Consider the following 25,209-nt stretch of genomic DNA (forward strand, 5'->3'; position numbering starts at 1 on the left):
CCGGGTACGCTGACGCGGTGCCAGACTTCGCCGACCTCTTCCGCCGACGCGACGACGACGCGCCTGACCTGATCGCGATCGACGGCACCGACCGCTTCCTGCTCGACGAAGCACCGCACGTGCACGGCGACGCACTCCGGCAGCCCGGCGAGGTCGCGGTCGTCGACGACCGGTACGGGGTGCTGACGCTCGGCCTCATCACGCAGTACGGGGCGAGCGACATCCGCGTCGTGCAGGACTCCCTGGTGGGGGAGCGGGCGCTCGAGGCCAACGCTGGCACGTTCGGACTGCGCGGCTTCCACCACCCCGACTCGCTCGAGGACGCCTTCCGCGACGTGCGGCTCGTGGTGCTGCGGCTGTCGAAGTCGCACGATCGGCTCGACGAGATCGCCCGCGCGGTCGCCCGGTTCGCGGCGCCCGACGTGGTGCTGCTCTGCGGCGGCAACGTGAAGTACATGCACGTGACGCAGAACGACGTGCTCCGGCGCTCGTTCGGCGAGGTCACGGCTTCCAGGGGGCGCGGCAAGTCCCGGTTGCTCATCGCGCAGGACCCCCTGCGAGCGCAGGCCGACCGCGCCGCCACGACGAACCCCTGGCCCCGGTCGGTGCACGTCGACGACCTCGGCATGACCCTGGTCGCGCACGGCGGCGTGTTCGCCGGGGCGTCACTCGACCAGGGCACGCGGGTGCTGCTGGACGCGATGGACCAGGCGGTCCCGGCCGCTCGTACCGTCGTCGACCTGGGGTGCGGCAACGGCGTGATCGCCGCTGCGGTGGCTCGCCGACGTCCCGCGGTCCGGGTGATCGCCACCGACGTGTCCCGGATCGCGGTCGAGTCGACGCGCGCGACGGCGGAGGCCAACGGTGTAGCCGACCGGGTGACGGTGCTGCGGACCGACGCGGGCGACGAGCTCGCCGAGGGGTCTGCGCAGCTCGTGCTCTGCAACCCGCCGTTCCACGCGGACACCACGGTGACCACGGACACGGCCGAGGCGATGTTCCGGAACGCGGCCACGATCCTCCAGGCCGGCGGTGAACTGTGGTGCGTCTGGAACACGCACCTGCGCTACCGGCCGGTGCTCTCGCGCCTGGTCGGGCCGACCCGTGAGGTCGTCCGGACCCCGAAGTTCACGGTGACGGCCTCGGTCGCGACCAACCGCTGACGGCGAGAGCCGCCCGGGTTGACCCGGACGGCTCTCGCGACGGTGCTGGGGCCGATCAGGCCGGCACGTAGTCGAACGTGTCGGGGTCGGGGCCCGTGCGGTGACCCTTGTCGAGGGCGGTGATGTCCGTCATGTCCTCGTCCGAGAGCTCGAAGTCGAAGATCGCGAAGTTCTCCTCGACGCGGGCACGCGTGACGGACTTCGGGAACACGATGTCGCCGCGCTGGATGTGCCAGCGGAGGACCACCTGGGCCGGGGACTTGCCGACCGACGCGGCGACGCGGGTGATGGTCTCGTCGTCGAGGACGAGGCCCTGCGCGATGGGGGACCACGCCTCGGTCGCGATGCCGAGCTCGCGGTTCACGGCGCGGAGGTCGTCCTGCACGAGGTACGGGTGCACCTCGATCTGGTTGACCGACGGCGGGACGTCGGTCTCGGCGCGCAGGCGGTGCAGGTGGTGCGCCTGGAAGTTCGAGACACCGATCGAGCGGGCGGTGCCGGCGTGGTACAGCTCCTCGAGGGCCTTCCACGTCGGGACGAAGTCCGAGACGGTGGGCAGGGGCCAGTGGATGAGGAACAGGTCGGTGTAGCCGCCGAGCAGGTCGGCCGACTTCTTGCCGTTCTCCAGCGCCGCGGCCGGGTCGTGGAAGCCGTTGTTGAGCTTCGAGGTGACGAAGATCTCCTCGCGCGGGATGCCGGACGAAGCGATCGCCTCGCCGACCTCCTTCTCGTTGCCGTACATCTCGGCGGTGTCGATGTGGCGGTAGCCGACCTCGAGCGCGGCCAGTGTGGCGGCCTTCGTCTCGGAGGGGTCGATCTGGAAGACACCGAAGCCGAGCTGCGGGATGGTCTTGCCGTCGTTCAGGGTGATGTTCGGAACGGTCATGGTGCCATGCAACCAAACGCCCCTCAGCGCCCATTCCGGCAACGCCCAGGAACGGCGAAACCGGGCGCGCCGTTCACGCGAGCGCAGCCGTGATGTACGCCTGCAGGGCCTGCCCGTAGGCGATGGCCGGCACCTCGGACGCGAAGCTACGGTCGGCCCCGCCGATCGTCGCCGTCACGGTGAAGACCACGCGACCGCCGACCTGCACCCGGGTCAGTCCGATGAACGAGGGCCCGAGGAGTTCGCGGAGCTGGTCCTCGCGGGGCAGCCAGAGCGACTCGGTGGCGGTGACCGAGTCGAGCGCCCACTCGGTGGTGCCGTTGAAGCCGAGGATCGTGCCGGTGGGGGAGTCGTGCCGCTCGACGGTCATCTCGGACACCGTGTAGACGTCGTCGTCGATGCCGGGCTTGTCGATCACGAACCGGTCCCCGGTCTCGGGGTGCCAGCGGAGGCCGGCGTCACGGAGGGACCTGGCGAGTTCGACGGTGATCACGTTCCCACCTTGCCCGCGCGACCCGCCCCTGTCACCACCTAGGTTGCCGAAAGCATCCCGTACTAGCATCGCCGAGCACCCCTCGCGCGAGCGCAACCCGTTCGTGCGCGCGACGTGACGACGCCCGGGCAACCGGTGCCGAGCCTCCAGGCCGTGGGAACCGGCCGTGGGTCGGACCGCCGGTCGGCGTCCCCGACCGAGGCTGACGGACACCCTGCCGCCGAAGAGAAGGACCCGCATGACCCTCGAACGCGAGGAACTCCGCGACGACTGGACAGTGACCCTGGCCGGGGGAACCGGCGCGCCGGACGGTGTCGCGGGCCGTGCCATCCCGGCGACGGTGCCGGGCCAGGTGCACACCGACCTGGAGCGGGAGGGCCTGCTGCCGGACCCGACGTTCCACCTGAACGAGCAGCCCGCCAAGTGGGTCGGACGCGCCGACTGGGCCTACCGCCGCACGGTCGACGTCGACCCGCGGGGCCACGAGCGCGTCGACCTGGTCTGCGACGGCCTGGACACGGTCGCGGAGCTCAGCCTGGACGGCGTCGTCGTGGGCACGACCCGCAACATGCACCGTCGGTACCGGTTCGACGCCCGGGTGCAGACGGGGTCCGGCGGTACCACGAAGGACCTCGAGATCCTGTTCGAGTCGCCCTACCGCGAGGCCGGCCGGGTCGCCGCGAAGGCGGGCAGCATGCCCGGTCCGTACGACGAGCCGTTTCCGTACATCCGCAAGATGGCGTCGAACTTCGGCTGGGACTGGGGCCTGACGGCGGTCACGAGCGGCCCCTGGCGGCCGGTCGCGATCGAGCGTTGGTCGACCGCTCGCCTGCGCGAGGTCCGCCCGCTCGTCGACGTCGAGGCCGGCGAGGGCGTGCTCGATGCGCACATCACCGTCGAGCGCTCGGGCATGAACGACCTGGACCAGGACGGCGAGGACGACGACCTCGTGCTCGTCGTCACCGTCAGCGGCGAGACCGAGGACGGCGGCACCACACGCCAGCGATCCCGCGCGCAGCTGACCCCGAAGGACGACGAGACGGTCGTCACCGTGCGCGTCCCCGAGGCGCGGCGCTGGTGGCCGCACGGCTACGGTGCGCAGCCGCAGTACGACGTCGTGGTCGAGCTGCAGACCGTCGACGGCGAGGTGCTCGACCGCGACACGTTCCGCACCGGGTTCCGGTCGACCCGCATCGAGACCCAGGTCGACGGCATCGGCCGCCCCTTCGCCGTGCACGTCAACGGCACGCTCATCGACGTCCGGGGCGTCAACTGGATCCCCGACGACGTCATCGTCTCGCGCGTCGACCGTGCCCGACTCGAGTCCCGGTTGGGTACCGCGGCCTCGCTCGGGACGAACCTCGTGCGCGTCTGGGGCGGCGGAGTGTACGAATCGCGCGACTTCTACGAGGTCTGCGACGAACTCGGTCTGCTGGTCTGGCAGGACTTCCCGTTCGCGTGCTCGGCCTACCCCGAGGTCGAGCCGATCCGCAGCGAGGTCATCGCCGAGGCGCGGGACAACGTCGCCCGGCTCGCCCGTCACCCCTCGCTGGTGGTCTGGAACGGCAACAACGAGAACATCTGGCTGCACGACGCCGACGGCTGGGGTGCGGAGCTGGGCGATCGGGGCTGGGGACTCGACTACTACCTCGACCTGCTGCCGACCATCGTCGACGCCGTCGACCCGTCGCGCTTCTACACGGTCGCGTCGCCGTGGTCCGGCTCCGAGTCGCTGCCCGCGAACGAGGTCGACCACGAGACGCACCATTCGTGGGACGTCTGGAACCGGCTGCCCGACACCGCCTACCGCGAGTCGGTGCCGCGGTTCGTGTCCGAGTTCGGCTGGCAGGCGCCGCCCGCCTGGCGCACGCTGCGCGAGGCGGTCACGGACTCGCCGCTCCGGGTGGACTCGCCCGGTGTGGTCCACCACCAGAAGGCGGCCGACGGGATGGCCAAGCTGGCCCGCGGGCTGGAGCCGCGCTTCGGCGCGGTCGACCCGGCCGCGTTCGACGCGTGGCACTACCTGACGCAGCTGCAGCAGGCGCGGGCGATCGCGACCGGCATCGAGCACTGGCGCACGCACTGGCCGCGCAACACCGGCGTCGTGGTGTGGCAGCTGAATGACCTGTGGCCGGTGTCGTCGTGGTCGGCGATCGACTCGGCGGGGCGGCTGAAGCCGCTGGCGCACGAGCTGCGCCGCCTGTACGACGACGTGCTGCTGACGATCCGTCCGGTGTCGTCGGTGTCGGTGACGCCGGGTGCGGCCGGTACCGCAGATGCGTCGGGTGCGTCGGGTGCGGAGCGGACTGGAGGCCCGGATCACCCGGGTGGGTCGGCTGCGGTCGGTGAGACGGCCGACCTGGGCGAGCTCGCGGACACGCTCTCGCTGGGTGTCTCGCCCGGCGCGTTCGGGTCCTCACCGGTCGAGGTGGCCGTCCGGTCGACCCGCACCGGTCACGACAGCGTGGTGCGGGTGCGCCGGATCACCACGGCCGGCACGATCCTGGCCGAGGTGTCACTGCCGGTCCGGTTGTCCGGTGCCGGCGTCGCGGTGGTGTCGCTGCCCGAGTCGGTCGGTGTCGTCGACGACCCGGCGAACGAGCTCATCGTCGCGGACATGGACTGGCGCCGCGCGGTCTGGACCCCCGGCCCCGACGCTGCGATCCGCTGGGAGCCCGCCCGCTACCGGACCTCGTTCGCGGTGGTCGACGGCGGTCTGGACCTGACGGTCGAGGCCGACTCGCTCGTGCGCGACCTGCTGGTGCAGCCGGACCGGGTCGCGGACGGCGGCACGGTCGATCGTGGGTTCATGACGCTGCTGCCCGGGGAACGGGTGGTGTTCCGGCTCGGCGGTGTGACCGAAGCGGACGTGCCGGCGCTGCGAACGGAGCCGGTCCTCTGGAGTCTGGACCGCGCGCTCGCTCGTTGATATGCAGTACGGCACGCTGATATATTTATTCCCGCGCCGCTCGTTGTCGTGACCTGAGCGACTCCGGCGTCCGATCGACCTCCTCGTCGACCGGTCGACAGGAGGTCTCACATGTCGCTCGCCATGCGCCCACCCACCGGGGCGGTGCCGACCGTGCTGCACCCGACCGCGCTGCACCCGAGCGTCCCTGTTTCTTCCCCTGCCGGGGCCGCAGGGGTCACCGCGTCGCGCCGGACGATCGCTCCGGCGGGGGCGCGCCGAGGGTTCGTCCCCGCGGTGGCGCTGCTCGACCTCGTGCTGCTGCTCGCCGCGATCGTCATCGCCCACGTGGCGCGGTTCCCCTGGGAGCTCGCGTCCGTCCGGCCGCGGTCCGGCTGGTTCGAGTTCGTCGTGGCCCCCGCCATCGTCGTGGTGTGGATGCTCCTGCTCTCGGTGTTCCGCACCCGTGACCCCCGGATCGCCGGCATCGGCGGCGACGAGTACCGCCGCCTGGTCACCGCGAGCCTCGTCGCGGTCGCCGGTGTCGCGGTCGTGGCGTACGCAGCGCAGCTCGACCTGGCTCGCGGGTACGTCGCGATCGCGTTCCCGTTGGGGCTCGTGTTCCTGGCGCTCGGCCGCAAGGGGGTCCGGACGGTGCTCGCTCGGAGCCGTGCCAGGGGTGAGCACCTGCAGGACGTCCTGATCGTCGGCGACGCCGAGGACGTCCGGTACGTGGGCGCGCGGATCGCCGCCGCACCGAGCGCCGGCTACCGAGTGCGTGCCGTCGTGACGGACTGTGCTCCGGTCGGGGCCGAGGTCGACCTGGGGGTGGCCACGGCTCCTGTCGTCGGCGGCATCGAGGACGTGCTCGCGCACGCCCGGGCCGAGGGTGTGTCGGCCGTCGTCGTCGCGGGTGCGGTGCGCGGTGGGCACGCGCGCCTGCGGCGACTCGGGTGGCAGCTCGAGGAGCACGGCGTCGAGCTCGTCGTGTCCTCTCCCCTGGCCGACATCGCCGCCGGGCGGGTGCACGAGCGCCCCGTGGACGGGTTGCCGCTCATGCACGTCGAGACGCCCGACTACCGCCGACGCGCGGGCAAGCGGGCACTCGACGTCGTCGGCGCCGCGCTCGGCCTGACGCTGCTCTCCCCCGTCCTCGCCGTGGTCGCGCTGGCGATCCGCGCCGACGACGGCGGGCCGGTCTTCTTCCGGCAGGTCCGCGTCGGTCGCGGTGGCGCGGAGTTCCCGATCCTGAAGTTCCGGACCATGTGCGTCGACGCCGAGGCGCGCATGGCTGCCCTGCAGTCCGAGAACGAGGGCGCCGGTCCGCTGTTCAAGATGAAGGACGACCCGCGGGTGACCCGGGTCGGTGCGTTCCTGCGACGGACCTCACTCGACGAACTGCCGCAGCTGTGGAACGTGTTCACCGGTTCGATGAGCCTGGTCGGCCCGCGGCCTGCCCTGCCACGCGAGGTCGCGCTGTACGAGGACTTCGCGGACCGCCGACTCCTCGTGACCCCGGGGATCACCGGCCTGTGGCAGGTCAGCGGCCGATCGGACCTCGACTGGGCCGAAGGGGTCCGGCTCGACCTGCACTACGTCGAGAACTGGTCGTTCCTGCACGACCTCGTGATCCTCGCCCGCACCGTCCCGTCGGTGCTGCGGTCCCGCGGCGCGTACTGAGAGCGCTGCGCTTCCCTGTACGAACGGTGTCCGTTCCGGTGCCCGGCCTGGGCATCCAGGGGTGGGGGAGTTACGATGGACGCACACGGACTTCCGCCGCGTGGGTCGACGACGATCACCGGACGGCGACCAGTTCCACAACAAGGAGTCATGATGCTCGGAAACCTCGGCGGCATTCACCTGCTGATCATCCTCGGGATCGTCATCCTGCTGTTCGGCGCGACCAAGCTCCCGGCGCTCGCCAAGGGCCTCGGCCAGTCGATCAACATCTTCAAGAAGGAGATGTCCGACGACGAGAAGAAGGCTCAGGCCAACGGCACGGCGCCGGACGGCACGGTGCACAACAGCACCGTCCAGAACGCTCCCGCCGAGCCGACCGCCGGTCCGGTCCTGAACCCGGGGCCGAGCGCGCAGCCGAACACCGACTCCCGGCGTTAGGACACCCAGCCCCGTCCTGTCGGCAGCCCCCGCGACCACATCGGTCGCGGGGGCTTCGTCGTGCGGGATCGACCGCGGGGTACCCCGTGCCGCAGGATGAGCACATGACCGCTCCCGTTCCCGTCCCGGCCCCCGTGCCGCACGGAGTCGCGCCGCTCCGGGACGACCGGCGGATCGTGCTGGTGGTGGCGATCCTGGCGTCGTTCGTCGTCGGGCTCGACTCGAGCGTCGTGAACGTCGCGCTCCCCGCGATCCGGCAGGAGCTCGGCGGCGGACTCGTCGTGCAGCAGTGGGTCGTCGACGCCTACCTGGTCACCCTCGGCTCGCTCATCCTGGTCGCCGGCAGCCTGTCCGACCTGTTCGGCCGGGTACGGATCATCACGTGGGGACTCGTGGTCTTCGGGATCGCGTCCGTGGCGTGCGCCATCGCCCCGACCGGCGAGGTGCTCATCGTCGCGCGGGCGCTGCAGGGCGTCGGCGGGGCACTCGTCATGCCGAGTGCACTCGCCCTCATCGTCGCGGCGTTCCGTGGGGCGGCGCAGGCGAAGGCGATCGGCACGTGGACGGCATGGTCGAGCGCGGCCACGATCCTCGGCCCCGTGGTCGGCGGGTTGGTGGTCGACGGCATCGGGTGGCGGTGGGTCTTCGTGCTCACCGCGGTGCCGATCGCCGTCACGATCCCCCTGGTCCTGCGCATCACCGGCGACGTGCACCCTGCGGTGCGCCCACGCATCGACGTCGTCGGGGCCGTGCTCGCCGTGGTCGGGGTCGGCGGGGTCGTGCTCGGACTCATCGAGCAGGAGCGGTTGGGGTGGGGTGCACCCGTGGTGGTGGGTGCCCTCGTGCTCGGTGCCGCCGCACTCGTGGCCTTCGTGCCGTGGGAACTGCGGGTGACCCGGACGACGGGGTCGCCGCTCGTGCCGCTCGAGCTGTTCCGGGCGCGGAACTTCACGGTCGGCAACCTCGCGACACTGTCCATCTACGGCGCGCTCGGCATGGTGTTCTTCGTCGTCACGCTGTTCCTGCAGGAGGTCTGGCGGTTCCCGGCCTGGCTCGCCGGCCTCGCGACGCTGCCGCCGACGATCATGCTGCTCGCGCTGTCCACCGCCGTCGGGTCCGCGGCGGGTCGGTTCGGCCCGCGGTGGTTCATGGCCGCCGGGCCGGCAGTGGGGGCGGTCGGGGCGCTCCTGCTGCTGCTCGCCGGCGACGACCCGACCGGCTACTGGTGGTCGGTGTTCCCCGGGCTGGTGCTGATCGGCGTGGGCATCGCCCTGATGGTCACACCCCTGACGAGCGCGGTGCTCGGATCGGTGCCGCAGTCCGAGGCAGGGTCCGGTTCGGCCGTGAACAACGCGGTCGCGCGGATCGCCGGACTCGTCACGGTGGCACTGGCCGGCGTGGTGCTCGGCGGCGAGGTGAGCGTCGACGGGCTGCACCGGGCCATGGTGGTGATGGCCCTCCTGCTGCTGGCCGGTGCCGTCGTCTGCGCGGTGGGTATCCGGAATACGTCCGAGCGCGCGTAAGTTGAGTGGAGTAGACTCAACTCCAGGACCACCGCAACGAAAGGACGGAACGCATGGCGAACCTCCAGGGCGCTCCTGACTCGCAAGAACGACAGAAGACCGCCCTCGAGCAGTACGGCATCGACCTCACGGCGATCGCCCGCAGCGGCAAGCTCGACCCCGTGATCGGACGTGACTCCGAGATCCGACGCGTCTCCCAGGTGCTGACGCGCCGCACCAAGAACAACCCGGTGCTCATCGGCGAGCCCGGCGTCGGCAAGACCGCCGTCGTCGAGGGGCTCGCGCAGCGCATCGTCGCCGGCGACGTCGCCGACTCCCTCAAGGACAAGCGGCTCATCTCGCTCGACATCTCCGCCCTGATCGCCGGCGCCAAGTACCGCGGCGAGTTCGAGGAGCGACTCAAGGCCGTGCTCAAGGAGATCAACGACTCCGACGGGCAGGTCATCACGTTCATCGACGAGCTGCACACCCTGATGGGTGCCGGTGGCGGCGAGGGGTCGGTGGCGGCCTCGAACATGCTCAAGCCGATGCTCGCCCGCGGTGAGCTCCGGCTCATCGGCGCGACGACCCTCGACGAGTACCGCGAGTACATCGAGAAGGACGCTGCGCTCGAGCGGCGCTTCCAGCAGGTCTACGTGGGTGAGCCCAGCGTCGAGGACGCCGTGGCGATCCTCCGCGGGCTCAAGGAGCGCTACGAGGCGCACCACAAGGTGACGATCAACGACTCCGCACTGGTCGCGGCCGCGAGCCTGTCGAACCGGTACATCTCCGGCCGCCAGTTGCCCGACAAGGCCATCGACCTGATCGACGAGGCCGCGAGCCGACTCCGCATGGAGATCGACTCCAGCCCGGTCGAGATCGACGAGCTGAAGCGGAACGTCGACCGTCTGCGTGTCGAGGAGTTCGCGCTCAAGCAGGAGAAGGACGACGCCTCCAAGGCCCGCCTCGAAACCCTGCGCAACGAGCTGCACACGCGCGAGGAACGGCTGGCCGAGCTCGAGCAGCGCTGGCAGGCCGAGCGCGCGAGCCTGAACCGCATCGGTGAGCTCAAGCAGCAGCTCGACGACCTGAACATGCGGTCGCAGCGAGCCCAGCGCGAGGCCGACTACGAACTCGTCTCCCGGCTGGAGTACGGCGAGAAGCCCCGCATCGAGGCCGAGCTCGCCGCCGCCGAACAGGCCGAGAGTGCCGACCGGATGGTGAACGACAGCGTCACCGACGAGGACATCGCGGCGGTCATCGCGCAGTGGACGGGCATCCCGCTCGGTCGGCTGCTGCAGGGTGAGACCGAGAAGCTCCTGCACCTCGAGAGCGAGCTCGGCCGCCGGATCATCGGGCAGCGCACCGCCGTGACCACCGTGTCCGAGGCCGTCCGTCGCACCCGCGCCGGCATCTCCGACCCGGACCGCCCGACCGGTTCGTTCCTGTTCCTCGGCCCGACGGGCGTCGGCAAGACCGAGCTGGCCAAGGCGCTCGCCGAGTTCCTGTTCGACGACGAGAAGGCCCTCGTCCGCATCGACATGAGCGAGTACGGCGAGAAGCACTCCGTGGCCCGCCTGATCGGTGCCCCGCCCGGGTACGTCGGGTACGAGGCCGGCGGGCAGCTGACCGAGGCGGTCCGCCGTCGTCCGTACTCGGTGATCCTGCTCGACGAGATCGAGAAGGCGCACCCCGAGGTGTTCGACGTGCTGCTGCAGGTGCTCGACGACGGGCGACTGACCGACGGCCAGGGGCGCACGGTCGACTTCCGGAACACGATCCTCGTGCTGACGTCGAACCTGGGGTCGCAGTTCATGACCGACCTGTCCCTGAGCGACGCGCAGCGGGAAGAGGCCGTCCGTGAGCTCGTGCAGCAGGCGTTCCGGCCGGAGTTCATCAACCGTCTCGACGACATCGTGGTGTTCCAGGCCCTGACGGCCGACGACCTCGGACAGATCGTGTCGCTCTACGTCGACCGGCTGGCCCGCCGTCTGACCGACCGCCGGCTCGAGCTCGCCGTCACCCCCGAGGCACGCGGCTGGCTGGCGGAGCGTGGGTACGACCCGCTGTACGGCGCGCGGCCCCTGCGTCGCCTGATGCAGCGGCAGATCGACGACCGGTTGGCACGCGCCATCCTGTCGGGTGACGTCCGCGACGGCGACACGGTGCGGGTGGACGTCGCGGCGGACGGGGACGGTCTGACGGTCGAGCCCTTCGAGCTGGCCGAGATCGTCGAGGAGTAGCCCACCAAGACGGACGGGAGGCCCGTCACCGGTTCCTGGGACCGGTGACGGGCCGTTCGTCTACCGTCCACGGCATGCCTGAGATCCGCGCGATCCGTCGCCTCACCGACGCCGTCGAGCACGCGAGCGTGCTCGACAAGGCCGTCGACATCGACCGTGCCGTCGTGAACGCCCTCGCCAAGCCGAAGGCCCTGCGCCAGCTGCTGCACGGCGTGCCGTTCGGCCACCCGATCCACCCGCTCATGGTGCAGGTGCCCCTGGGCGCCTGGATCTCCGCCGCGGTACTCGACCTGGTCGGCGGGAAGGGCAACGCGAAGGCCGCCAAGACCCTGGTCGGCGTCGGGGTCGTCTCGGCGAGCAGCGCCTCGGTCGCCGGCTACGTCGACTGGTCCGAGCTGAACCGCGAGCAGCTCCGCACCGGATGGGTGCACCAGGCCGTGAACTGGACCGGTCTGTCGTTGTACGGCCTGTCGTGGCTGCAGCGGAAGCGCGGCAACCACGCCGCCGGCAAGCTGCTCGGCTTCGCGGGTCTCGCCGTCGTCAGCGTCGGCGGGTACCTCGGCGGACACCTGTCCTACCGACAGCGTGCCGGCGTGAGCGATCACGGCGAGGTGCCGTTCGACGCCTGATCCACTTCCCAGGTCCGGCCGAGGTACATCACGTGTGATGTATCCATGCGCGTACTCGTGGTGGACGACGAACGGGCCCTCGCCGACCTGGTCGCGACGGGCCTGACCCGGCAGGACATGGCGGTGGACGTCGCCTACCGCGGCGACGACGCCGACGAGCTGCTGGCGGTGCACGACTACGACGTCGTCGTGCTGGACCGTGACGTCCCCGGGCTGCACGGCGACGAGGTCGCACGGCGTCTGGCCGCCCGCGGTGCACTCACGCGGATCCTCCTGCTCACCGCCGCGACGACGTTGAGCGACCGTGTGCACGGGCTCGAGCTCGGTGCCGACGACTACCTGACCAAGCCGTTCGAGTACCCGGAACTCGTCGCCCGGGTGCGCGCGCTCGGTCGGCGGAGCGTCGCACCCGTCGCCCCGGTGCTCGAGCGTGCAGGGTTCGTCGTCGACACGAACCGGCGGATGGCGACACGTGACGGTCGCCCGCTCGACCTGACCTCGAAGGAACTCGGGGTGCTCGAGACGCTGCTCCGCGCGCACGGCCGGATCGTCTCCGCTGAACACCTGCTCGAGAAGGTCTGGGACGTGAACACCGACCCCTTCACCGCCGCGGTACGGGTCACGATGTCGAAACTCCGCCGGAAGCTCGGGGACCCGGACCCGATCCGGACGGTGCCCGGCCAGGGCTACGCGTTGTGAGGCGACGGCCCGGGCTGTGGAGCATCCGGACCCGGACGGCCCTGACGTTCGCGCTCGCGGCCATGGCGCTGGCGACCGGGGTCGTCCTCTTCACGAACACGATGTCGCTGGCCGGTGTCGGTGCCGGCCTCGACACCGCGGCCGTGCAGCGCGCCCCGTCCGGATCGAATGGCGCCACGACCGCTCCGGCCCCGATCGAGGTGGACGGCGCCGACGACGACGGTGCGGTGGCGGTGATCCGGCTCGTGGCCGTGCAGCAGTGGCAGTGGTCCGCGATCGGGATCGCGGGCGCCGGGGTCGCGGCCGGGGGCATCGGCTGGCTCGTCAGCCGCCGGGTCCTCCGGCCCATCGACCGGATCACCGCGACCACGAACCGCATCTCGGCGTCGAACCTGCACGAGCGCATCGCGCTGGACGGTCCCGACGACGAGCTCCGGCGGCTCTCGCGCACCGTCGACGACCTGCTGGAGCGGCTCGAGACCGCGTTCGAGGGCCAGCGTCGGTTCGTCGCCCAGGCGTCCCACGAACTCCGGACGCCCCTCGCGGTGCAGCGCGCGGCGGTGCAGATCGGGCTGCACGACGACGCCGACCCCGCCGACGTCCGAGCGGTCCGGGCGGAGCTGCTCGAGCAGAACCGCCGGACCGAGCGGTTGGTCGAGTCGTTGCTCGTGCTCGCCGAGGCCGATCGCGGCCTGGCGGGTGCGACGCGCGCGGTCGACCTCGACGACGTGACCGCCGAGGTCGTCGCGGGGGCGGACCGAGGCGCGGCCGAGGCGGGGGTGACGCTGATCCACGAGCGCCGCACCGGGCCTCCTGGCTTGGTCGTCCCGGGGGAGCCGACGCTGCTGCGGCAGCTGCTCGGCAACCTGGTCGGCAACGCCGTCGAGTACAACGAACCCGGCGGTGCCGTCCTGGTGACCACGGAGCCGGACGGGTTCGTCGTCGAGAACGGCGGGCCGGTGGTCCCGGCGGACGAGGCGGGACTGCTCGTCGAACCGTTCCGCCGCGGCGGGACGGACGATGCACGCGGGCAGCACAGCGGTCTCGGGCTGTCGATCGTGGCCGCGATCGTGCGCGCCCACGGGTGGCGACTGTCGATCGCCGCACGGCCGGCCGGCGGGCTGCTCGTCCGGGTCCGTGTTTCGCCGGTGCAACCCGACGTGCACGCGGGGCGAAACAGCCGTTCCGGTGTGCTGGGGACATGAACCACACCACGATGACGACCACTCGTCGCACCCGGTCCCTGATGAGCGCGGCCGCGGCCGTCGTCCTGCTGCCGCTGCTGCTGGTCGGCTGCTCGGACACGGCACCGGACGACGACACGACGACGGCGGCCGGGGGTGCGGCGCCCGGCGTCGCCCTGGCCGAGTGCATGCGCGACCGCGGCTACGACATGCCCGACCCCGGCACGGGTGGCGGGGCGATGCAGCTCAGTGCACCCGACGGCGTCGATCCCGAGCAGTACCAGGAGGACCTCAAGGGCTGCCTCGACGACTCCGCAGCGGCCGGCGACGCGCAGGCCGCGCAGCCGATGCCGGGCAGCGAGGAGATCGCGAGGAAGACGGCAGAGTGCCTGCGGGAGCAGGGGTTCCCGGACTTCCCGGACGACCAGGAGGCGCAGAGCCGGTTCCAGCCCGACGACCGAGAGGCGTTCGACGAGGCCGCCGGCACCTGCACCGACGCGGCCTTCGAGGCCGTCCGGGGCGGAGCCGGATCGTGAGCCACCGGCGGGCCCGACGCCGGACGATCGTGTCGGTGTGCCTCGTCGCGGCGGTGGCCGCGGGGGTCGGGACGTGGGCCCTCGCCACGGTGCCGACTGGTCCGGGAGCCTCGGCCAGCAGTGGGTCGCGCGGCGGGACCGCGTCGACCGGAGCCACCGCCACGGTCACGCGCGGCGACCTGACCGACTCGAAGGTGTTCGCCGGGACGCTCGGGTACGGCGCGGCGACGGGGGTCCCCGGGGCCGCCGCCGGCACGATCACCTGGCTGCCCTGCGCCGGCGACGTCATCGAACGCGACGGGGCCCTGTACGCCGTCGACGAGCGGGACGTCCGGTCGATGTACGGCACCGTACCGCTGTGGCGTGACCTGGAGCGGGGGCTGCAGGGCGCCGACGTGCGGCAGCTCAACGAGAACCTGGCCGCGCTCGGGTACGACGTGTCCGTGGACGACCGGTTCGGTCCACGGACCGAGCGAGCCGTCCGGCAGTGGCAGCAGGACCGCGGACACGAGGTGACCGCGGTGCTGACGGCGGACGACGTCGCCTTCGTCGACGGCGCGGTCCGGGTCGCCTCGGTCGACGGTCGGCTCGGGGAGCGGATCGCCGGCGGAGCGGGTGCGGGGGCGGGTACGGCTGGTGCTGGTGCTGGTGCTGGTGCGGCGGGTGACGTCCTGCAGGTCACGAGCACCCGGCGCGTGGTCGCGGCGACCGTGCCCCAGCGCGACGCCGAGCGGCTCGCGGTCGGCACCGACGTCCAGGTCCGGGTCAACGGCACCGGGGCGGCCATGCCCGGTTCCGTCGTCGACGTGCAGCCGACGACGAGCGAGGACGGCGGCACGGCCGTCGACGTCTCGGTGTCGTTCGACCCGGGGAAGCGCACACTGCCCGCGGCAGCGTCCGCGCAGGTCGACGCGAAGGGCACCACCGAGCACGACGTCCTGTCGGTGCCGGTCGCCGCACTCGTCGCGCGCGCCGGTGGCCGGTACGCCGTCGACGTCGTGCAGCGGGACGGCACGACGGAGCGGGTCCGGGTCGAGCCCGGCTTCAGCGCGGACGGACGGATCGCGGTCACCGGGGCCCTGACCGCCGGCGACCGCGTGGTGGTGCCCGGATGAGCGCCGCCGTGCTGCCACCCGACTCCGTGCTGCGACCCGCCGCCGTGCCGCCACCCGACTCCGTGCTGCGACCCGACTCCGTCCTGTCGCTCCGGGACGTCACGAAGACGTACGGCGACGTCGGCGCCCTCCGCGGGGTGTCGCTCGAGGTCACCGCGGGCGAACTCGTCGCGGTCGTCGGCCCGTCGGGGTCGGGCAAGTCGACGATGCTCAACGTCGTCGGGACCCTCGACCGTCCCACGTCCGGCACGGTGACGATCGCCGGCAACGACGTGGCGACGATGTCCGACGACGCCCTGTCCGGGCTCCGTGCCGACCACATCGGGTTCGTCTTCCAGCACTTCCACCTGCAGGCCGGCGCGACCGCCACCGAGAACGTCGCCGACGGCCTGCTCTACCAGGGCGTGCCCCGGCGCGAGCGGCACCGACTGGCGGTCGAGGCCCTGGGCCGAGTGGGCCTGGCGCACCGGGTGGACCACCGACCGCACCAGCTCTCCGGCGGTGAGCGCCAGCGCGTCGCCATCGCGCGGGCCGTCGTGGGCGACCCGACGATCCTGCTCGCCGACGAACCGACGGGTGCACTCGACACTGCGTCCGGTGCCGCGGTGGTCGAGCTCCTGCGCGAGCTCAACGCGGCGGGCACGACGGTCGTGGTCATCACGCACGACCTCGACCTGGCGGCGTCGCTGCCCCGGCAGGTCCGGATGCGCGACGGCCGGATCGAGCACGAGGTCACGCCGGTCGTCGACGAGGTCGCCCGATGAGCCGGCGTCGGTCCGTGGGCGCGGTCGACCTGCTCCGCCTCGGCGTCTTCGGGTTGCGGACCCGTCCGGGTCGCGTCGTGCTGTCGGCGCTGGGCATCGCGATCGGCATCGCGGCGATGCTCGCGGTCGTCGGGATCTCGTCGTCGAGCAAGGCGGAGGTCGACCAGGTGCTCGACACGCTCGGCACGAACGTGCTCACCCTCACCCAGGCGCAGGGCCTCGGCGAACCGGTCCCGTTGCCGTCCACCGCACTCGAGTCGGTGCTGCGGCAGGACGACATCGAGTCGGCCGCGGCCGTCGGCACCGTGCCGGACACCGGTGTGTACCGGAACGACCACGTCCCGGCGCCCGAGACGAAGGGCCTCGAGTTGCTCGCCGCGTGGGGCGACGTGCCGCGGGTCCTCGGCGGGCAGCTCGCAGCCGGGCGGTGGATCGACGACGCAGCCGGGGCGCCGCCGCAGGTGGTGCTGGGCTCCCGGGCGGCCGCGGCCCTCGGCTTCGACGACCTGCATCCGGACAGCCGGGTGTGGATCGGCGGTCGGTGGGTGCAGGTGGTCGGGGTGCTCGAACCCGTCGCGCTCGCCGAGGACCTCGACTCGCGGGTGTTCGTGCCCCGCGGGTTCGCCGGGCAGCTGGGCTTCGACGGGGCCCCGACCGCGGTCTACACGCGCGTCGACCCGGCGCACGTCGAGCGGTCGAGGGACCTGCTCGCCGGTGCGGTCCGACCCGGGGCACCGCAGGACGTCGGCGTGACACGGCCGTCGGACGCGTTGGCCGCGAAGGACGCCACGGACGACTCCTTCACCGGACTGCTGGTCGGCATCGGCGGGGTGGCGCTGCTCGTCGGTGGCATCGGGGTGGCGAACACGATGGTGATCACCGTCCTGGAACGGCGGGCCGAGGTGGGCGTCCGTCGTGCGCTGGGGGCCCGTCGTCGCAGCATCCGCGACCAGTTCCTGGTCGAGTCGTTGCTGCTGTCGTTCCTCGGCGGACTGGCCGGCGTCGTGCTCGGCGTCGCGGTGACGGTCGTCTTCGCCGTCACGCAGGGCTGGCCGGTCGCACTGCCGGTGTGGGCCGTCGTCGCCGGGCTCGGTGCCACGGTCGTCATCGGCGGGGTCTCCGGGCTCTACCCGGCGGCACGCGCAGCGCGGATCCCGCCGACGTCCGCCCTGGCGGCTGTCTGACGCGTGCCGTGGACGCGCGCACAGGAGGCCCGGTGCCGGCCCGGTGGACCGGCACCGGGCCTCCAGGCGGTCGCTTCCACACGCCGGACGCGAGACGCAGATCATGCCTGGTCATGACCACCCGGTCAAGCATCTGCGTCGATCTGTTCGACATCCGTGATGCCCCGGAAACACGCGGATCGAAAGAGGTCACAGGGACCGATCCAACGGTTGACAAGGGGCCGTGCAGGGTCTTCTATTGCGAATACGCAACGTCCTTTCATAAAGGTCGGACCAAGGGAGTCATCGTGACACGAACGCGTTTCGCCGCACTCGGTGCGCTCGCCCTCGCAGGCGCGCTCGCCCTCACCGGGTGCTCCGCCGGGAGCAACGCCGCTTCCGACGGCGGCACGAAGTCCATCGGCACGCCCGATGGCAAGGGCAAGACCATCACCGTCTGGATGATGAACGGCGACCTGAGCGACAAGGTGCTCGACGCCGCCGGCAAGCAGTTCACCGCCGACACCGGGGCGAAGGTGAAGATCCAGACCCAGCAGTGGGACGGGATCACCACCAAGCTCACCACGGCGCTCGCGCAGAGCGACGCCCCCGACGTCGTCGACCTCGGCAACACGCAGGTGCCGGTCTACGCGGCCGCCGGCGGGTTGACCGACCTGACGCCGTACCGCGACGAGCTCAAGGACGGCCAGACCTGGCTCACCGGGCTCGAGGGCCCCGCCACCGTCGACGGCAAGCTCTACGGGGCGCCGCTGTTCGCCGGCAACCGGGCCGTGGTCTACGACAAGCAGGTCTGGAAGGACGCCGGCGTGACCGACGTGCCGACCACCTACGACGAGCTCACCGCCGACCTCGACAAGGTCAAGGCCGCCAACCCGGCCAGCGACTTCTCCGCCTTCTACATGCCCGGGCAGTACTGGTACGGCGGGCTGCAGTGGGTCTGGGACGCCGGCGGCGAGATCGCGACGGACAAGGGCGGCAAGTGGACCGGCACGCTCGACTCCGCGGACGCGGTCGAGGGGCTGACCGCCTGGAAGGACTTCCAGAACGCGTACTCGGCGAAGTCCACCCAGGACATCAACACCGACAAGCCCTCGCAGAGCGACGTCTTCGCGCAGGGGAACACCTCGGCGTTCCTCGGGTCCGCCTGGGAGATCGGCTCGATCACCACGGCGAAGCCGGAGCTCGCGGACCGCATCGGCACGTTCCCGATGCCGTCGTCCACGGCGGGGAAGACGCAGCCGGTGTTCCTCGGCGGCTCCGACCTGGGGATCCCGGCGAAGGCGCAGAACCAGGAGCTCGCGCTGTACTACCTGAAGATCCTGACCTCGAAGGAGTTCCAGCAGGACCAGGTGTTCGGGGTCGACGGCTGGGAGCCGAACTCCACCGAGCTGCTCGACGCGGTCGCCGGCGACGTCGACGAGCTGCACAAGCCGTACTTCGAGGCGGCCGGCACGAGCCGACCGACCCCGGCCGCCCCGGGCTGGGCCACCATCGAGGGCGACGCCTCGTTCCAGTCGATGTTCGCCGACGTCGCCACCGGCCGGAAGTCGCCGGAGCAGGCCGCCGAGGGCTTCTCGAAGCACCTCACGACCGCGCTGAACGCGCAGCCGTAGGCGATGACGTCCACTGCGGAGCCGGTGACCGGCGGACCGGTTCAGGGGCCGTCGCGGGGGTCCCGTCGGGGTGGGCGCGGCGCGGGTCGTCGGTCGCCGGTCGGGTCGCGGGCGCCGCTCGTCCTGCTGGCCCCGGCGGCGCTGCTGCTCCTGGCCCTCGTGGTCTACCCGCTCGTCCGGCTCGTCGTCATCTCGTTCCAGGACTACGGGCTGCGGGCGATCTTCACCGGGCAGGCCGGGTTCACCGGGCTGACGAACTACACGGACGTCCTGACCGACGCGTCGTTCTGGCCGGTCATCCTGCGCACCGTGCTCGTGACGGGCGCGATGGTCCTGGGCACGATCGTCATCGGCATGGGGGTGGCGCAGCTGCTCACCCGCCTCGGGGTCGCGATGCGCACCATCGTCAGCGTCGTGCTCGTGCTGGCCTGGGCGATGCCGAACGTGGCCTCGAGCCTGGTCTGGCAGTGGCTCTTCCAGCCGTTCTACGGCGTGCTCAACTGGCTCATCACGCAGCTGCGGGTGTTCGGCGACCACACGCAGGACAACTGGGCGTCGCACCCGGGGCAGGCGTACACGATCGTGCTGACGCTCGTCATCTGGCAGGCCGTGCCGTTCGTGGCGCTGACACTGTACGCCGCGCAGTCCCAGATCGCGCCGGAGTACTACGAGGCCGGTGCGCTCGACGGGGCCTCGGTGTGGACCATGTACCGCGCGATCACGCTGCCGGCACTCGCGCCGACGCTGCTGCTCGTGTCGATCCTGTCGGTGATCTGGGACTTCAACGTCTTCAACCAGATCTGGCTGCTCACCCGCGGCGGACCGGAGGAGGCCACGCTGACCCTCGGCATCTGGACCTTCGTGCAGTCGTTCGTGTCCAACGCCTACGGGCAGGGCGCGGCGATCGCCGTGATCTCGACCCTGATCCTCGGGGTGCTCACCAGCTACTACATCCGCCGGCTCGTCCGCAGCGGTGAGGAGGACCTGTGACCGTCTCGAGAACGGCGCCCCGTGCGGTCGGCGCGTCCGCGCCGGGCCCCGTGCGGGTGCGCAAGCGCAAGCCGCGCGTCGTCGCGAACACCATCGCCGTGCTGTTCTGCCTGGTCTGGGTGTTCCCGATCTACTGGATGGTGAACACCGCCTTCAAGCCCGCCGACGAGGTCACCACGATGACCCCGATCTGGGCGCCGCTGCACCCGACGCTCGACAACTTCACGCGTGCGCTCACGCAGGAGGGCTTCCTGGTCTACCTGCGGAACTCCACGATCGTCGTGGTGGCGGCCGTGCTGCTGTCGATCGTCGTCGGGTTCCTGGCGTCGGCTGCACTGTCGCGGTTCCGGTTCCGGGGGCGGCGGGCGATCCTGGTCGCGATCCTGTTCGTGCAGATGATCCCGTCGGGCGCACTGCTCATCCCGCTGTTCCTGTCGTTCCAGACCCTCGGGCTGCTGAACAGCTACGTCGGGCTGATCCTGGCGTACGTGGCGAGCGTGCTGCCGTTCTCGATCTGGGTGATGCGTGGCTTCTTCGTGGCCGTCCCCGTCGAGATCGAGGAGGCGGCGAAGGTGGACGGTGCCGGCACCTTCCGGATCCTGTGGAGCGTGCTGTTCCCGCTCGTCATGCCCGGGGTCATCGCCACGAGCGTGTTCGCGTTCATCGCGGCGTGGAACGACTACCTGATCGCGTACGTGATGCTCAAGGACCAGGGGATGTACACGCTGCCGGTCTGGCTCGCCGGGTTCTCGACGAACAAGGGTACGGACTTCGGAGGGCTGATGGCGGCGAGCGTGCTGTTCTCGATCCCCGTCGTGGTGTTCTTCCTCATCGTGCAGCGTCGACTGGTCAGCGGGATGACGGCGGGCGCCGTGAAGGGGTAGCCGTCGCAACAGCCCGCATGGTTGCCTGCGGGCGGTCACAGAGCGTCGGCTGGCGCGGTCGCAGCCGACACTTCGTGCCCCCTCGACCTCCGGCTTGCGACGTGTTGTGACCGCGAGAGCGGACGACCGACACCTGTGGACGTGTTGGTTGCGTGACGGAACGGTTGCGTTCTTGTGGGTTTCAGACGTACAGTGCTCGAAACCCAACGGAACGAAGGAGTTCGGGCATGTACGCAACCGAGCGGCACACCGCCATCGCCGCCGAGCTGCAGTCCGCCGGTCGCGTGTCGGTCGCCGGTCTTGCCGAGCACTTCGACGTCACCACCGAGACCGTCCGCCGTGACCTCGACGCCCTCGAGTCCGCCGGGGTCCTGCGCCGGGTCCACGGGGGAGCGGTCCCCGTCGGCCGCTCGAGCGTCGTCGAACTCAGCGTCGCCGAGCGCGAGGGGCAGCACGGCACCGCGAAGTCCGCGATCGCCCGCGCCGCGATGCGACTGGTGCCGCCGACCTTCACCGGCTCGATCGCCCTCGACGCCGGCACCACCTGCGCCGCCGTGGCCTCCGAACTCGCCCGCTGGGAGCCCGAGGTCGCCGGCTCGACCATCACCGTCATCACGAACTCGGTGCCGATCGCCGCCACCCTGCAGCACAGCGAGCACCTCGAACTGCACCTGCTCGGCGGCCGCGTGCGTGGCGTCACGAGCGCCGCGGTCGGCACGGCCACCGTCGAGCAGATCGGCGCCCTCCGGCCCGACGTGGCGTTCATCGGCACGAACGGCCTGTCCGCCGGCTTCGGTCTGAGCACCCCGGACGAGTACGAGGCCGCCGTGAAGGGCGCCTACGTGCTCGCCGCCCGACGGGCCGCGGTGCTCGCCGACGCTGCCAAGCACGGCGTGGAGGCCCTGATGCGGTTCGCGCGCCTGGACGAGATCGACACGCTCGTCACCGACGAACAGCCCCCGGCCGACCTCGCCGGTGCGCTCGCCGACGCCGACGTCGAGGTGGTCGTCGCATGAACGTCCGCATCGTCACGGTCACCCCGAACCCGTCCCTCGACCGCACGATCGAGCTCGCCGGCGAACTGCAGCGCGGCGCCGTCCAGCGTGCCACCCGGTCCACGGCGGAACCCGGTGGCAAGGGCGTCAACGTCTCCCGCGTCGTCGTCGCGAGCGGAGGGGACACCGTCGCCGTCCTGCCCGGCGACGAGCTCGACCCGGTCCTGCTCGGCCTGGCCACACGCGGGATCCCGACGGCCGCGCTGCCGATCGGGGCGCCGCTCCGGTCGAACGTCACCGTGACGGAGCCGACCGGCACCACGACGAAGCTCAACGAGCCCGGCCCCTCGCTCGCCGGTCGCCTCGACGACCTCGCCGCCCTGGTCGCCGACACCGCCGCTGCGACCGCCACCGGCCCCGCCGCCCGCTGGGTCGTGGTCGCCGGGTCGCTGCCGCCCGGTCTGCCCGACGACGCGCTCGCCGTGCTCGTCCGGGCCGTCCGTGCCCGCCACGGTGCGGACGTCCGGATCGCCGTCGACTCGTCCGGGGTGCCGTTCACCGCGCTGCTGCAGTCGGGCGAACGGATCGACCTGGTGAAGCCGAACGCCGAGGAACTCGCCGAGGTCGTCGGCGGCGACCCCGAGGAGTACGAGCGCGACCTCGACGCCGCGGTGGCCGGGGCCCAGCGGCTGCGGCGGAGGAACGTCGGCACGGTCCTGCTCACACTGGGCAGCGCCGGCGCCGTGCTCGTCTCCGACGAGGGCGCGTTTGCCGCCGCCGCACCGAAGATCGTCGCCCGGTCGACGGTCGGCGCGGGGGACTCCTCGCTCGCCGGCTACCTGCTCGCCGAGGTCGCCGGCGCGTCGCCCGAGCAGCGTCTCGCACAGGCCGTCGCCACCGGTGCCGCGGCCGCGGCCCTGCCCGGCAGCGACGTGCCGGCACTCGACCACACCGACCCGACGGCGGTCTCCGTCCGGGTGCTCGACACGCACCCGGCACCCGAACCCGCCTGATCCCCTCCCCATCCCGCCCGACCACCCCACGAACACCTGCACCACCGCGCGATCAGCGCCATTGCGAAGGAGCAAGCACATGTCCGCAGACTCGAGTCCGCGCCTCATCAGCGCACAGCTCGTCGGCCTCGACGAGGACCTCGGCGCCACCTCGACCGACGTCATCCGGGTGCTCGCCGACCGCGTCGCCGCGACCGGCCGCGCCGCCGACGGTGCCACGCTCGCCGACGACGCCGTCAAGCGCGAGGCGAGCGTCGGAACGGGCGTCCCCGGTGGCATCGCCATCCCGCACGCCCGGTCGGCGTCGGTGTCCGAGCCGACGCTGGCGTTCTCGCGCCTGGCTCGGAAGGTGCCGTTCGGCGCTCCGGACGGCGACGCCGACATCGTGTTCATGATCGCCGTGCCCGAGGGGGCCGACAAGGACCACCTGACGGTCCTCTCGACCCTGGCCCGGGCGCTGATCCGTGACGACTTCACGGCCGCGCTGCGCGCCGCGACCACGGCCGACGAGATCGTCCAGTTGGTCGACAACGAGGTGAGTGGCGAAGTGGCCGAAGCCGGCGTCGGGAACGCAGGACGGGCCTCCGGTGCGACGACCGCCGCAGCCGGCGCGACCGCCGGCGCCCCCGCCGCCGACCGCAAGGTCTTCGTCGGCGTCACCGCCTGCCCGACCGGCATCGCGCACACCTACATGGCGGCCGACGCCCTCGTCGCCGCGGCCCAGCGTGCCGGTGCCGAGATGCACATCGAGACGCAGGGGTCCTCGCAGGTCGAACCCCTCGACCCGGCGCTCATCGCCCGGGCCGACGCCGTCGTGTTCGCGGTCGACGTCGACGTCCGCGACCGCGGTCGGTTCGCCGGCAAGCCGCTGGTGTCCGGACCCGTCAAGCGCGGTGTCGACGAGCCCGACGAGATGATCGCCGAGGCCATCCGCGCCTCGGAGGACCCGCACGCCGCACGCGTGCAGGGCGGTGCCGCCGTCGAGGGCGGGACGAACAAGTCGAACGAGCACTTCGGGCAGGCGCTCAAGCGCTGGCTGCTCACGGGCGTCAGCTACATGATCCCGTTCGTCGCCGGCGGCGGGCTCCTCATCGCGCTCGGCTTCCTGCTGTCCGGGTACGGCATCGCGCTGACCCACGGTGACTCGGGCCAGAACAACGCCGTCTTCACGCTCACCAACTACACCCTGCTGAACCTGCCGCCGGAGGGCCTCGGCTACTACCTCGGCGCGGCCGCGTTCCAGATCGGCTCCGTGTCGCTCGGGTTCCTGGTCGCAGCACTCGCCGGGTACATCGCCTACGCCATCGCCGACCGTCCGGGCATCGCACCGGGCTTCGTGGCCGGGTCCATCGCCGTGTTCATGAACGCCGGGTTCCTCGGTGGTCTGGTCGGTGGCCTCATCGCCGGTGCCGCCGCGTACTGGATCGGGCGCATCCCGACCTGGCGCTGGCTGCGCGGCCTGATGCCGGTCGTGATCATCCCGCTGTTCGCGTCGATCATCGCCTCGGGCCTCATGCTGCTCGTGCTCGGCGGTCCGATCGCCTGGCTGATGGTCCAGCTCACCGGGTTCCTCAACTCGCTGTCCGGCGCCTCCGCGGTGCTGCTCGGGATCATCCTCGGCCTGATGATGGCGTTCGACCTCGGTGGCCCGGTCAACAAGGTGGCGTACGCGTTCGCCGTCGCCGGGCTCGGTGCCGGGACCGCGAGCAACACGGTGCCGTTCGAGATCATGGCCGCCGTGATGGGTGCCGGCATGGTGCCGCCGCTCGCGATGGCGCTCGCGTCGACGCTCTTCTACCGCAAGGGCTTCACGAAGCCGGAGCGGGAGAACGGCAAGGCTGCGTACCTGCTCGGCCTTTCCTTCATCTCGGAGGGTGCGATCCCGTTCGCCGCAGCCGACCCGCTCCGCGTCATCCCCGCGTCGATGGTCGGGGCTGCGGTCACCGGTGCGATCTCGATGGCGGTCGGCGTGACGTCGCGGGCGCCGCACGGTGGCGTGTTCGTGTTCTTCGCCATCGGCAACTTCTGGGCCTGGCTCGGGGCGGTCGTGCTCGGTGCGTTCATCTCGGCCGGTGTGCTCGTCGCCCTGAAGAAGTGGGTCCGTCGTCGCCCCGTCGACGAGGCCGCTGCGGCCAGCGAGGCTGCCGTGGCCGGCGAGACGGTGGGCCAGCGCGCACCGGTCGCCGCGTAGTCGACCGCAGCACACGACGGACGGGAGGCCCGGTGCCAGCTGGCACCGGGCCTCCAGTCCGTTTCGTGGTCGCGACGAACCGCCGGCCGCGCGTCCAGC

21 protein-coding genes are annotated in these 25,209 nt (G+C 71.7%); 19 read left to right on the forward strand and 2 right to left on the reverse strand.

What is annotated here, in order from left to right; all coding sequences use genetic code 11:
* Positions 1-17 precede the first annotated feature (17 nt).
* Positions 18-1,163, forward strand: a complete 1,146-nt coding sequence (locus DEJ35_RS03350; RefSeq protein ID WP_111192058.1) for a class I SAM-dependent methyltransferase — start codon at positions 18-20, stop codon at positions 1,161-1,163.
* Between the two features lie 55 nt (positions 1,164-1,218).
* Here DEJ35_RS03350 and DEJ35_RS03355 read toward each other — a convergent pair whose 3' ends face one another.
* Both DEJ35_RS03355 and DEJ35_RS03360 read right to left on the reverse strand, forming a co-directional pair.
* Entirely contained in the window at positions 1,219-2,049 is an 831-nt protein-coding gene (locus DEJ35_RS03355; protein ID WP_027464886.1) for an aldo/keto reductase, read from the reverse strand.
* A 73-nt stretch (positions 2,050-2,122) separates the two neighbouring features.
* A complete protein-coding gene (locus DEJ35_RS03360) occupies positions 2,123-2,542 on the reverse strand; it encodes a hypothetical protein (RefSeq protein ID WP_027464885.1) in 420 nt (139 codons plus the stop codon).
* A 238-nt stretch (positions 2,543-2,780) separates the two neighbouring features.
* Here DEJ35_RS03360 and DEJ35_RS03365 point away from each other — a divergent pair, with 238 nt between their 5' ends.
* From DEJ35_RS03365 to DEJ35_RS03450, 18 genes are all read left to right on the forward strand, one after another.
* Positions 2,781-5,471, forward strand: a complete 2,691-nt coding sequence (locus DEJ35_RS03365) for a glycoside hydrolase family 2 protein (RefSeq protein WP_111192059.1) — start codon at positions 2,781-2,783, stop codon at positions 5,469-5,471.
* Between the two features lie 111 nt (positions 5,472-5,582).
* The gene (locus DEJ35_RS03370) at positions 5,583-7,130 is read left to right on the forward strand and encodes a sugar transferase (RefSeq protein ID WP_111192060.1); all 1,548 of its coding nucleotides are present in this window, start codon (positions 5,583-5,585) and stop codon (positions 7,128-7,130) included.
* Between the two features lie 153 nt (positions 7,131-7,283).
* Positions 7,284-7,568: a twin-arginine translocase TatA/TatE family subunit gene (tatA, locus tag DEJ35_RS03375; protein WP_110858933.1), complete on the forward strand. Its 285-nt coding sequence runs from the start codon at positions 7,284-7,286 to the stop codon at positions 7,566-7,568.
* A gap of 104 nt (positions 7,569-7,672) precedes the next feature.
* On the forward strand, positions 7,673-9,091 hold the full coding sequence (locus DEJ35_RS03380) for an MFS transporter (protein WP_111192061.1): 1,419 nt from the start codon (positions 7,673-7,675) through the stop codon (positions 9,089-9,091).
* Between the two features lie 53 nt (positions 9,092-9,144).
* Positions 9,145-11,313 carry an ATP-dependent Clp protease ATP-binding subunit gene (locus DEJ35_RS03385; protein WP_111039430.1) on the forward strand — a complete coding sequence of 723 codons (2,169 nt, stop codon included), beginning with the start codon at positions 9,145-9,147 and terminating at the stop codon, positions 11,311-11,313.
* Positions 11,314-11,387: 74 nt separating this feature from the next.
* Entirely contained in the window at positions 11,388-11,942 is a 555-nt protein-coding gene (locus DEJ35_RS03390) for a DUF2231 domain-containing protein (RefSeq protein WP_111192062.1), read from the forward strand.
* A gap of 45 nt (positions 11,943-11,987) precedes the next feature.
* The gene (locus DEJ35_RS03395) at positions 11,988-12,641 is read left to right on the forward strand and encodes a response regulator transcription factor (RefSeq protein WP_110858751.1); all 654 of its coding nucleotides are present in this window, start codon (positions 11,988-11,990) and stop codon (positions 12,639-12,641) included.
* The gene (locus DEJ35_RS03400; RefSeq protein ID WP_220036866.1) at positions 12,638-13,846 is read left to right on the forward strand and encodes a HAMP domain-containing sensor histidine kinase; all 1,209 of its coding nucleotides are present in this window, start codon (positions 12,638-12,640) and stop codon (positions 13,844-13,846) included. The genes DEJ35_RS03395 and DEJ35_RS03400 overlap by 4 nt, the downstream gene beginning before the upstream one ends.
* Positions 13,843-14,361, forward strand: a complete 519-nt coding sequence (locus DEJ35_RS03405; RefSeq protein WP_111192063.1) for a hypothetical protein — start codon at positions 13,843-13,845, stop codon at positions 14,359-14,361. Before DEJ35_RS03400 ends, DEJ35_RS03405 begins: the two co-directional genes overlap by 4 nt.
* Complete coding sequence (locus DEJ35_RS03410) at positions 14,358-15,476, forward strand: peptidoglycan-binding protein (protein WP_111192064.1); 1,119 nt, start codon at positions 14,358-14,360, stop codon at positions 15,474-15,476. Before DEJ35_RS03405 ends, DEJ35_RS03410 begins: the two co-directional genes overlap by 4 nt.
* Positions 15,473-16,240: an ABC transporter ATP-binding protein gene (locus DEJ35_RS03415; RefSeq protein WP_258378424.1), complete on the forward strand. Its 768-nt coding sequence runs from the start codon at positions 15,473-15,475 to the stop codon at positions 16,238-16,240. The genes DEJ35_RS03410 and DEJ35_RS03415 overlap by 4 nt, the downstream gene beginning before the upstream one ends.
* Positions 16,237-17,424: an ABC transporter permease gene (locus DEJ35_RS03420; protein WP_181435492.1), complete on the forward strand. Its 1,188-nt coding sequence runs from the start codon at positions 16,237-16,239 to the stop codon at positions 17,422-17,424. The genes DEJ35_RS03415 and DEJ35_RS03420 overlap by 4 nt, the downstream gene beginning before the upstream one ends.
* A 287-nt stretch (positions 17,425-17,711) precedes the next feature.
* Positions 17,712-19,037, forward strand: coding sequence for a sugar ABC transporter substrate-binding protein (locus tag DEJ35_RS03425; RefSeq protein WP_220036867.1), 1,326 nt, complete (start codon positions 17,712-17,714; stop codon positions 19,035-19,037).
* A 3-nt stretch (positions 19,038-19,040) separates the two neighbouring features.
* Entirely contained in the window at positions 19,041-20,027 is a 987-nt protein-coding gene (locus tag DEJ35_RS03430) for a carbohydrate ABC transporter permease (RefSeq protein WP_111192066.1), read from the forward strand.
* The gene (locus DEJ35_RS03435) at positions 20,024-20,911 is read left to right on the forward strand and encodes a carbohydrate ABC transporter permease (RefSeq protein ID WP_258378425.1); all 888 of its coding nucleotides are present in this window, start codon (positions 20,024-20,026) and stop codon (positions 20,909-20,911) included. The genes DEJ35_RS03430 and DEJ35_RS03435 overlap by 4 nt, the downstream gene beginning before the upstream one ends.
* Positions 20,912-21,138: 227 nt before the next feature.
* A complete protein-coding gene (locus DEJ35_RS03440) occupies positions 21,139-21,927 on the forward strand; it encodes a DeoR/GlpR family DNA-binding transcription regulator (protein WP_111192067.1) in 789 nt (262 codons plus the stop codon).
* Positions 21,924-22,919 carry a 1-phosphofructokinase family hexose kinase gene (locus DEJ35_RS03445; protein ID WP_111192068.1) on the forward strand — a complete coding sequence of 332 codons (996 nt, stop codon included), beginning with the start codon at positions 21,924-21,926 and terminating at the stop codon, positions 22,917-22,919. Before DEJ35_RS03440 ends, DEJ35_RS03445 begins: the two co-directional genes overlap by 4 nt.
* 79 nt (positions 22,920-22,998) lie before the next feature.
* Positions 22,999-25,110, forward strand: a complete 2,112-nt coding sequence (locus tag DEJ35_RS03450; protein WP_111192069.1) for a fructose-specific PTS transporter subunit EIIC — start codon at positions 22,999-23,001, stop codon at positions 25,108-25,110.
* Positions 25,111-25,209 lie beyond the last annotated feature (99 nt).

Origin of the sequence: Curtobacterium sp. MCPF17_051, assembly GCF_003234595.1 — a bacterium.
GTDB lineage: Bacteria > Actinomycetota > Actinomycetes > Actinomycetales > Microbacteriaceae > Curtobacterium > Curtobacterium flaccumfaciens.